The following is an 11,270-nucleotide window of genomic DNA, read 5'->3' as shown; positions in this document are numbered from 1 at the left end:
AACCTGTGCATAACTTGATTTAAAAAAGAAGGCTTAGTAAAAAGGTGATCTGCAGGTAGATAAAGATCTGATCTTAACCAAGTATAACGCTGATCTGCTTTTTTTTATATTGTTTATATTAATCATAATGTTATGTGTTAATTTAAGGCCCTTAACCTTTACTACCTTATATATTTAACCACCTTTAAACTTCTTTATTTATACTAAGCAATATTAAAGGTGTAAAAGTATTTTTAAATGTCTTCTTTTTAAAATGCATGTCGTCTTAAATAGTTGTTTACAGCAATTTGAATGGACATTATACTAACTGCCTAACTTTGAGGAAGAAAGTATGTCTATCAATAATAACGCGTTAAGTACCTACCGGCTTTTAAAAGCAACTGCCGAAGTAGCTGAAAAATCATTAGAAGGTCGTATTCAGCACTATCGTGCTCATCTTAAATCAGAAGAAAAAGAATTAAGAACTTATACGCAAAAAGCAGCTGCCGATTTATTAGGTTGTAATAATCGTACTTTAAAAAGACGTCATGACAACGGTGACTTTGATGATTTAAACATAAAACGCGGCGCCAATGGTCATTATGCTTACACATTAGTAAACATTTTTGCTATGGCTGATATTATGGATATTAAACCAGATCATCGTACTGGTGATGACAAACTGCAAGTTATTGTCATTAATTCTCTCAAAGGTGGCTGTGGCAAAACAACTAGCATGGTTAATATTGCAGCAGCCCTGGCAACTACAAATATTAAGCGCTATCGCATTGGTATAATTGATTTAGATCCTCAAGGTTCTTCTTCAAGCTTTTTTCCTTCAAGCGAGCATGACCCAATTACTGTTGGTGATTTAATGCGTGATTGTATAGATTTAGATGAGGGCGAAACATGGCCTGAATTTGTTTCAAACTCATTTTTATCAACGCACATCCCAAATATTCGTGTACTACCATCAGGTATGGACGATTTTTATTTTGAGCACGAAACTGCAACATTACTCAAAGACACCTCAAATTATGAGCAAACTCGTCATTACCATAAGTTACTTGAAAAAGTAATTGAGCCTGTTAAAGACGAGTTTGATATTATATTAATAGATACAGCTCCAACTCTTAACTTTATGTTTTATAATGCATTAATGGCTTCTACTGCGATGCTTATCCCTGTTCATCCAGAAGCTGTAGACTTTGATGCTAATAATAAATATTTAAAACGACTAGGTGAGATTTACCATACCGTTGCGGCACTTGGCCATGAGGGATGGGACTTTATGCAGTTTTTAGTGACTAACTATGTAAAAGGTAATCACTCACAGCGCGATATTGTTAAAGATGTTCGTAGTGCATTTGGTCGCCAAGTTATGAGTTACCCAATCAACCACAGCTCGGCGATTACTGCTAGCTCTTCGTCTTTCAATACTATTTTTGATCAAAAAGCGTCAGACAGCTTAGCAAGCCGTGAATCACTAATGCGCGCTCAAGAAAATATTAAAGATGTGGTCGATGAGCTAGAAATGCTTATTCGTTCAAATTGGCAGTCAACTCAATCAACACTCAATACCCCTAAGTAAGGATGTTAAATAAAAATGGCTAAAAAACGTAAAAATGACACCCGCTTAGATCCATTTGCAACAGCTGTAGGAAGTAGTAGCCTTGACGCATTACTTGAACAAGCAAATGCTGGTGATGTAATTCGCATGCCAGCACCGAGCGATCCTGAGCGCCAAATTACACTTGTTTGCAAAGTGATCGCACACGCTGACATTGAATCTACAACAGGTGTGTACGGTAAAAATCGCCGTGTACAAGCACTTCTTAACGAAAAGTCAGTATCGGATATTCTACCTGCCATTGCAGAGGATGGCCGTAATCAGCACCCTGCGTTACTTTGGGATCAGGGTGATAAAAGCCTAGTTTTAGCAGGTTCTCGCCGTCGTATGGCCTGTATTTTAGGTAACGCCGATTATTTAGTACTTAGTTCAAGTGACTTTACTGAGCAAGACGCTAAAATTTTAGCTGTATCTTCAGATCAATATATCGCTCCAAGTTTATGGGAGCTAGGACAAGCTTACCAGCAAACTAAAAATGAGCTTATTGAACAAGGTAAAAAAGGATCTTACAGAGAGATTGCTGCAATTGAAGGTGTATCACACACCGCCATTGCTGATGCTGTTAAAGCGTATGAACAAATACCTGCTGAAGTTATTGCACTCTACCCTACTGCGAATCACGTGGGTCGCGAAGTGGCTAAAAAGCTCATGAGCGCAAAGGAGAGAGACCAAGAGACGTTTAATCAACTTGTTAGTGACCTAGCTAGTGATGAAGAGCTAAACGCCATTACAAGTGACGACAAGCGTGCAATGGCAATCACCAAATGCCTAACTGCTGAGCCTCAAGTTGCTGTTAAGCGTGAAGCTGTACTTGAAAATAAGTTTGTATCGGTACAACGCAATTTAAAAAGTGGTGATGTGTCTATCAAAATCGACAATAAAGTGATGACAGACAAACGCTTAGAACAATTAACTAAGCTATTAAGTGCCTTTAATTAGTTAGTTAAATAATGATCTGTCAGACATATATACTTAGTTAAATACTGATCTGACAGATTGTTTTGTTAGTAAAAATCTGATCTTTACTAGCCTAATCCTACCTTAAATAATCATATTTCCTCTTCAAGATCACTTTTTTACTAACTAATCGCCCCCTTTTAGCTATTTGCTCTTGGTTTATTATTATTGTTAGTAAAATTGTGATCTATAACGTGTCGTTTAATCTTTATATTTGTATGTAGTGCCTAATATTTTGCGAAATTTTATACTCATTTTTACCTATAAACCGATTTTTTACTAAGCTATCAGCTCCAACCAGTTTATATCTTGTTAATAGTGCTTTAGCTCAGAGCACATAAGGCATATACTGGCAGAATTATTTTTAAAATTTAATGCTTAGAGTGACATGTCTGCTAACTTATCAAAAAATGATTTAATGGCTATTTTTGAAGAAATTAAAAATGAGCAGGCTACCCAGTTTCCTCTTTCTGAACGCTTTATTAAAAAACTTTTCCGCGAAAATGTCTTAGATAAAGGCAAAGAGTACTACAAGAAAGGTCAAATCACCTGGCTAGAGCATACCCCTAATTTTTCTGTTGTAGACTCTACCGTGCAAGTGGATAACGGATCATCATTTAACCAACGTATTGAGATCAGTAAAGTACCAACTGGTTATTCTGTTGATACACACTGTACGTGTAATGCAAAAACCAAATGCCGACATTTAGCTGCTATTTTGTTTAAGCTTAAAATAGAGCACTCGGGTGAATACGGTGAAGATTACTTCATTAATGATTGGTTTAGTGAATTAAGCGCTCTTAAAAGTGGTGATCAACATACACCGTCGCAAGTATTATTATTTGTATTAGATATTGAAAATAACAAAGTATTTTTAACACCTAAAATAGCTAATTTTGAGACTAAAAAGAATTACACGTTAGGCCGAAACCTCACAGAGCAACAGTTAAATAGTTTCGTAACGCCAAATGATTTACTCGAAAGTGATTTTAGATTATTTAGCTGGATACGTTCACAAAATGCAGTAGGAAGTATTGAGCTAAAAGGCCAATGGGGCTTTAGTGCCCTACAACAATTGATAGCTACTGAACGCTTGTTTTTTCAGCGCTCTCGCGTGCCAATTAAAGCGCAATCTGGCCAAGCATTGAGTTTTAGTTGGGAGCAAGATAAAGATCTATCACAATTAGTTATTAAGCTCGAGCAAACCCAAAACTGGGCTTTATTAAAAACAACACCGCCTACTTACCTCGATTTAGATCATTTAAAAGCGGGTCGTCTTCGTACACCATTGAGTGCAGACGAAATAGCGCATTTACAAATTATGCCTGCTTTGCATGACGCTAATTTTGACAGAATATATAAACAACTTGCAGATAACTTTGGCGCTGGTGTTATACCGCACCCTACAAACTTGCAGCCAACGTTACCTAAGCTATCTAGTAATGCTGTTTTAAAAGTAACAATGGGCGAGCAAGGTTTATCACTTTCGCTGTTATTTAAGTATAAAAATAAAAACTATTTAGCTGGTTCTGCCCCAGCAAGTACTATAAATAGCGCATTTGAAAACACCGTAACTAACGAGCTAATCAATCTAGGGTTTGAATTTTGTAAAGGGGGTTTACAAAGTGAGCTTGTATTTACAAAGCAATCTCCTATCCATTTGCATTGGCTAATATACGAAGTATTCCCTGGCTTTAAGCAGCGTGGTTGGCAAGTCAGTGTAAGTAAAGTAACAAGCCCTAATCCACAGTGTGAAGTGAGTTTACATGTACACCGTGCTGCAGGGCATCAAATGCACTGCAAAGTATTGTTGTGTGACGCAAAAGCAGCGCTGTTGTTTACTAATGCTGATTCGCTTTATCAGTCATTGAATCGCCAAAGTGAACTGTTTTATTACTACCCGCTTGGTCGTCAGTTTGGGGTTATTAATAAGTCTGCTATTAACTTATTAAACGAATTTAAAGAACGTTTTGAATTTGTAAAAACACGTGACGAATTTAATATTCCGCTTTCGTATTTACCTGAACTAGTAAAGCACACAGCTATTAACGTAGAGCTTCACGACGATTCACTTGAGCTATATTTACAAGAGTTAAATAATACCGATAAGGCAATGCCTAAGGTTTCATTACATGGCTTAAATGACTCAGTAACACTTCGTGAGTACCAACAGCAAGGCGTTGATTGGCTTAGCTTTTTAAAACGTCATCAATTAGGTGGTATTTTAGCTGACGACATGGGGTTGGGTAAAACACTCCAAGTTATTGCATTTTTAGCGAGTACATTTAACCGCCCTCAAGCAGGCCCTACACTTATAGTGTGCCCAACTAGCTTGGTGAGTAATTGGAAAAACGAAATTACTAAGTTTGCTAAAAGTTTAAAAGTAACCACTATTTTTGGATCAAACCGTAACGATCCTTTACAACACTTAGCACAAGCACAATGCATTCTTACTACATACCCGCTTTTAAAGCGTGATATTGCATATTACTCGCCATTATATTTTGAAAATATAATCCTCGATGAAGCACAATACATTAAAAACGATACCGCACAGGTCTCACGATTAGTTAAACGCTTAAATGCCGACTTTAAACTTTGTTTAAGTGGTACTCCAATCGAGAATAATTTACTTGAGCTTAAATCGTTACTCGATTTTGCTATGCCATCGTTACTTGGGTCTCAAGCGCACTTTAAGCAGCACTTTCAAACGCCTATTGAGCGTGAAGCTGATATGCAGAGGGCTGAGCAGTTAAAAGCGTTAATTATGCCCTTTATAATGCGCCGCACTAAAGCACAAGTAGCGCAAGAGTTACCTGAAAAAACAGAGCTTACAAAAGAGTTTGAGTTTGAGCCTAAGCAAAAAGAAATGTACCAAGGCATTACACGTTCATTAGAAGAGAAGCTAATAGACTTATTTGCCGAACAAGGCGCACAAAAAAGTAAGCTTGCATTTTTAGAGGCGCTTTTAAAGTTAAGGCAAATTTGTTGCCACCCTAAATTAATAGAACCAGATACTCAAGCAGGCTCTGCTAAGCTTGAATGGTTAACAACACACTTACCGCTTATGCTAAGCCTGGGTCGTAAGATTATTATATTTAGTCAGTTTACATCGGCTCTCGATTTAATAGCCCAACGCCTTGAAGAAATAAACATTAACTTTAGTATGCTTACAGGGCAAACGCGTCAACGAGATAAAGTAATCGACGAGTTTACCAGTGGTAAAACATCCGTGTTTTTAATTAGCTTAAAAGCCGGTGGAACAGGCCTTAACTTAACACAAGCAGATACTGTTATTCATTTTGATCCATGGTGGAATCCCGCAGTAGAAAAGCAAGCGACTGATAGAGCCTACCGTATTGGTCAAACTAATCCTGTATTTGTTTATAAGCTCATAATGAGTAACTCAATAGAGCAAAAAGTATTTAAAATGCAGCAAGACAAGCAAGCCCTTGTTGATGCATTATTTACTGATAAATCAATGAGCTTTACAAAGTTTGATGAGCAGCAAATGTTGTCATTAATTAAAAACTAAAAAAGATCTAAAAAGTTTTGATCTTTTTATGAACTTAATTAAAAAGCGGACGTCTATCATTATGCTTGTTGATTAATTGCAGTTAACACAAGCATCATGTTGATTTCCCATTTAGTTACTAATTTTAGTAATGATTGAGCCAGCCCATTTTGAGTTGGCTTTTTTTATGTCTAAAATTTAGCGTGCAGCACTTATTTTAAAAGTTTTTATTTTTTTATGAACTTAATTCAAAAAGACGCGTCTACTATTATGCTTGTTGATTAATTGCAGTTAATACAAGTTTTCATGTTGATTCCCTATTTAGTTACTAATTTTAGTAATGATTGAGCCAGCCCATTTTGAGTTGGCTTTTTTTATGTCTAAAACTTAGCGTTCAGCACTTATTTTAAAAGTTTTTATTTTTTTTGAACTTAATTAAAAAAGACGCGTCTACTATTATGCTTGTTGATTAATTGCAGTTAATACAAGTTTTCATGTTGATTCCCCCTATTTAGTTACTAATTTTAGTAATGATTGAGCCAGTTCATTTTGAACTGGCTTTTTTTATGCCCATAATTTGATTTGTTTAAATCAACCCGAATAAAAATAAATGATCTTCCGTAAATTAATTTGAATTAATTATTTTGTTATCCGGTCTACTCTAATGCCTGTTGTTATATAGCCTCACCTAATAATATTAGTTATTTTGGTGATTATGTATTTAAGTTGCAGCTTGCTCGGGCAGATGTTGATTATCCCTTTGATTACTTAACTTAGTAATATTTGACCAGCTTATTTTAAGCTGGTTTTTTTATGGCTGTAATTTCTTAACTCCCCTACTTCTGTTGTTGGTTATTGGTTATGATGGCATGTCTCTAAATTTTATAAGTTTATTTTATGCTCACTCAAGTACTCACTAATATTGATTGGCTAAGCGCTGGTGCTGGTGTTGCTTTAGGCGCCCTATTTTACGGCGCTGTATCAACACGGCTTCGCAAAAAACTACATCTACAAATAAGCGAACAGCAGCAACAGCTTTCCCTGTTACAAAACCAATTTGATAATAAAGAGCTGCAATACAGCGCCTTGCTAGAAGATCATGAACTGCTAGAACATACCCACCAAGAGCAGCGCGATGAAGCGCAGCATTTTAAAACGCGTTTTAGCGAACAAGAAAAACAAAGCATTCAATACAATCATTTTTGGCGTAAAGCCGAAGGCGAGCTGACAGCGCTTCGTGAACAATATAATCAGCGCGATGTTGAATATAATAATATGCGCACTACCCTTGAGCAAAAACAGCAAAACTTTAGCGAGCAACTCGCGCAAATTGAGCAAAGTAAAAATACGCTCAAAAAAGAGTTTGAAAACCTAGCCAATAAAATTCTAGAAGAAAAATCACAAAGCTTTAAAACCTTAAATCAAGAAAGCATTGAGCAATTATTAAAACCAGTTCAAGGCGAGCTAAAAGGCTTTAGAGAAAAAATGGAATCAATGCACGTTGAAGACATAAAACAACGGACTGCGCTTAAAACCGAGCTACTGCATTTGCAAGCTAAAAGCCAAGCTATAACAGATCAAGCCGACAAGCTCAGTAACGCCCTACAAGGGCAAAAGAAAACCCAAGGTAATTGGGGCGAGCTTATGCTCGAAAACGTATTAGATAGTGCTGGCTTACGTGCAGGCGTTGATTATAAGCGCGAAGTGTCGTTTAACACTGAAGATGGCCGCTTGCGCCCTGATGTAGTTGTGTACTTACCACAAGGTCGCCACTTAGTTATTGATGCTAAAACTTCATTAAATGCCTATACACGCTATGTGAACGCTGAAAATGAGCTAGATGCTAATCAAGCAATTAAAGAGCATGTAAACGCCGTTACAGCGCGTATTAATGAGCTTGCGAGTAAATCGTACGACCGTTTGCCAGGTATAAACTCGCCAGAAGTAGTGGTTATGTTTGTACCAATAGAATCAGCTTTTGTAGAAGCACTCAAATATCAAAGCGATATTTACCAACAAGCAATCGAAAAAAATATACTGGTAGCTACACCCACCACCCTGCTTACTAGTTTAAATATTGTTAAACAGCTTTGGCGTTTTGAAGAGCAAACCAAATATTCAAAAGAGCTGGCAAGTCGAGCGGAACGTTTTTATAACAAGCTCAATGGTTTTTTATTAAGTATGGAAGGCGTAGGTAAGCAGCTTGATAAAGCGAAAGAAAGTTATGATAAAGCATTTTCGCAGCTATACCGTGGTAAAGGTAATTTAATTAAACAAGCATCAGAGTTTAAAGAGCTAGGTGTGTCGGTACAAAAAGAGCTACCTAGTGAGAGCGTAGAACGTGCTCAATTAGAATTAGATTAGGGTCTGTTGATCTTTCAAGGTTAAATTTGCAGCAGTCTGTTTGGTATTTAGGCAAGGCAGAGCCTATGTAGTGTGGTTATTCCCCATAAATGGGCGATAACGTAGCATTAATGCCAAACAGGCGCTGCCCAAAGGGTTCTTTCTAGGGGCTATTTACTCTTTGTTGCTCGGTTTTTACTTAGCCCCTAGTTTGAACAAATTTTAATCCGCAAAGATCAACAGACCCTAACCCTGATTTATTTTTATTTAGTTTATGTAAGTTAAACCTTAAGGATATTTATGAATAACAAGATTGTAGGAATTGTTTTAATCGTTATAGGTATCGCTTTAATTATGTGGGGATACGACGTGTATGATGCGGCGGCTTCGCAGCTTAGCCGTGCATTTAGTGGCGACACACCAATAGAAGCATGGGCGGGTATTATTGGCGGTGCTATCTGTGTGTTAATTGGTATTAAAAAGCTCAAGTAACCTGAACTTGAATAATAGATCTATTTAAGCAGCTATTTTCAGCGCTAACTACGTTGAATTTAGTTGTAATAGGCTGCACTGCACAGTGTTACTTGGCAAGATAAAACTCTTACAGGGCTTGCCAGTAATTGCATTGTGAAAGAGACAAATAGGCCGTGTATTGCAAGGCAAACCTTCAATAATAAACGCTTCAGTAATATTTACCCCAATTATTTCAACTACGCTCGGTTAAATTAGCTAAGTGTTGCCGCAATCGCTTTGCTAGTGAGATTATTTGTGCATCTTTAATTTATTACGATTTTGTCTACTTATTTGTACACATCTAATAAATGTAACCATTTTGTGTTGTATAAATGAGTATTAAAGCGCGCACCAATTTGGAAGTATGCTTTTTTATCAAGCTATTAAAATGCACTGTTTTGTACATTTAAAAGGACTATACGAGTAAAGAAAATAATCAGTTTTAAATGTTAATTTAAACGTCTGTTCAGCGTTTGTTAATTTAACTATCTTATTGATAGTATTGATATTTATTGTCTTCTTGTTGCTTGAATTTGGTTGTTATTTATACTAGCTTATAACGTAGATATTTAACCTACTCAAGGAGAATAGTCACATGGTATCTCGCAGAAATTTTATTAAAGCAGGGGCTGCTTTAAGTTTAGGCTCTATTTTTAGTGCTTCAGCTTTGGCTGAGCAATTAAAGGTAAAAATGTCTAACGGCAGTGTTATGCAAACTAAAGGATCAATAGATAAAAGCGCTGCTCTACCCACAAACGATGTTACTAACGCTAAGCATTACCGGCCGGAATCAAGAATGGGCTTGGGTGGCCTTGCCGCCGGGAATGGCTTTAATACTATATCAAGCGATACAGAAATTTTAACAATGCTAAATGCAGCATGGGATTCTGGTATTCGTCATTTTGATACGTCACCTTTTTACGGTTTGAGTTTAAGCGAAAGGCGCTTCGGTGATTTACTTCGAAATAAAAAGCGTGAAGATTATGTTTTATCCTCAAAAGTAGGCCGCCTTCTTACCCCTTCAGCAGAGCCTTTAGAAAATAGTTGGCATTGGGCTGATCACTCACCGTTTCATTATAAGTATGATTATTCAGCATCAGGCACGCGCCGTTCAATAGAAGATACTTTGCATCGTATTGGAGTAGCTTCACTCGATATTGTCTATATTCACGACTTATCACCACAAAACAGCGATATGGGAGATGACTGGCTTAAGTATTTTGATCAAGCGGCTAAAGGTGCTATTCCTGAGCTGACTAAAATGCGTGATGAAGGAATAATTAAAGGCTGGGGTTTTGGAGTAAATACACCTCATGCTGTTTATAAAGCGCTTGATATGTCAGACCCAGATATTTGCTTACTAGCGCTGCAGTATTCAATTTTAGATCACAAGCAGGCACTTGATAAAACCTTTCCTATGCTTGATAAACGAGGTATTTCAGCAGTCATTGGTGCGCCGCTCAATGGTGGTTTTTTAGCCGGTCGTAATCGCTTTAATTACTCGCCTAAAATTCCAGGGCCTATGCAGCAAAAGTTTAATGCAATAAGCGACATTGCATCTAAACATGGGATTGATATTAAAACAGCTGCACTGCAATTCGCAGAGGCGCCTTCAACGGTATCCTCAATTATTCCTGGCGCACGCACGGAGGAGCAAATTAAAGCTAATGTAGCTTCAATGAAAGTTACCATACCAAGCGAATTTTGGAGTGAGTTGAAATCTAAACAGCTTATTGCCCAAAACGCCCCCATACCTGCATAACAAAATAGGTGTGCCATTTGCTTGGCACACTTATTTATAGCTAATATATGGTTTATTTTTAAGCAACGCTTCTCGCGTGAGCAAGCTATACATCTTGTGTCTCGATAAATTATAGACACAAGGCGCAGAGCTAATAGGTAGGAAAAATCTACCGATTACACTACCTCAAGCAGTAAAATATTTTATATAACAGCTCGTAACCTTATAAACCAAATGAACATCTCAGTGAGTATGTTAAAAGAGGATTGTTTAGTTGTGGTTGGCCAAAAGCATTATTACGTGCCTATTACATATTACGCATATCGGTATCATGCTGCGTTTCACCCTGGCGGCCAGAGCGTCTGGAATAAATTAAAAGAGCTAAATGTATAACGCAAAAAGTTACTGTAAACCCCCATTACAGTTAGCCGGTAAACTGTAAAAGAGTAAATTAGCCCTACTTAATAAATTAAGTAGGGCTAAATAGGGCGTGTTGATCTTTGTGGATTGAAATTTGTTCAATCCAAGGAAGATTAAATCGCGGCGCGAGGTTTGTAACCTAGTGGGCTAAGTAAAAACCGAGCAACAAAGAG

6 protein-coding genes are annotated in these 11,270 nt (G+C 37.2%); all 6 read left to right on the top strand.

Annotation, left to right across the window (positions count from 1 at the left end; translation table 11 throughout):
• The first annotated feature begins 331 nt into the window (after positions 1-331).
• The 6 genes from QT16_RS14575 (at position 332) to QT16_RS14550 (ending at position 10,698) form a co-directional block, all read left to right on the top strand.
• Entirely contained in the window at positions 332-1,570 is a 1,239-nt protein-coding gene (locus QT16_RS14575; protein ID WP_039488911.1) for an AAA family ATPase, read from the top strand.
• A 15-nt stretch (positions 1,571-1,585) separates the two neighbouring features.
• Positions 1,586-2,548, top strand: a complete 963-nt coding sequence (locus QT16_RS14570) for a transcriptional regulator (RefSeq protein ID WP_039488909.1) — start codon at positions 1,586-1,588, stop codon at positions 2,546-2,548.
• Between the two features lie 406 nt (positions 2,549-2,954).
• Positions 2,955-6,101 (top strand): DEAD/DEAH box helicase, encoded by a 3,147-nt coding sequence (locus QT16_RS14565; protein ID WP_039488907.1) that lies wholly within the window; start codon positions 2,955-2,957, stop codon positions 6,099-6,101.
• 876 nt (positions 6,102-6,977) lie between these two features.
• Complete coding sequence (locus QT16_RS14560; RefSeq protein ID WP_039488906.1) at positions 6,978-8,444, top strand: DNA recombination protein RmuC; 1,467 nt, start codon at positions 6,978-6,980, stop codon at positions 8,442-8,444.
• Between the two features lie 279 nt (positions 8,445-8,723).
• Positions 8,724-8,915 (top strand): DUF3185 family protein, encoded by a 192-nt coding sequence (locus tag QT16_RS14555; protein WP_024596528.1) that lies wholly within the window; start codon positions 8,724-8,726, stop codon positions 8,913-8,915.
• 616 nt (positions 8,916-9,531) lie between these two features.
• Entirely contained in the window at positions 9,532-10,698 is a 1,167-nt protein-coding gene (locus tag QT16_RS14550) for an aldo/keto reductase (RefSeq protein ID WP_002959264.1), read from the top strand.
• Positions 10,699-11,270: the final 572 nt, after the last annotated feature.

Source organism: Pseudoalteromonas distincta (genome assembly GCF_000814675.1).
Lineage (GTDB): Bacteria > Pseudomonadota > Gammaproteobacteria > Enterobacterales > Alteromonadaceae > Pseudoalteromonas > Pseudoalteromonas distincta.
Note: the sequence above shows the minus strand (reverse complement) of the source record. Positions and strands in the feature narration are given on the sequence as shown.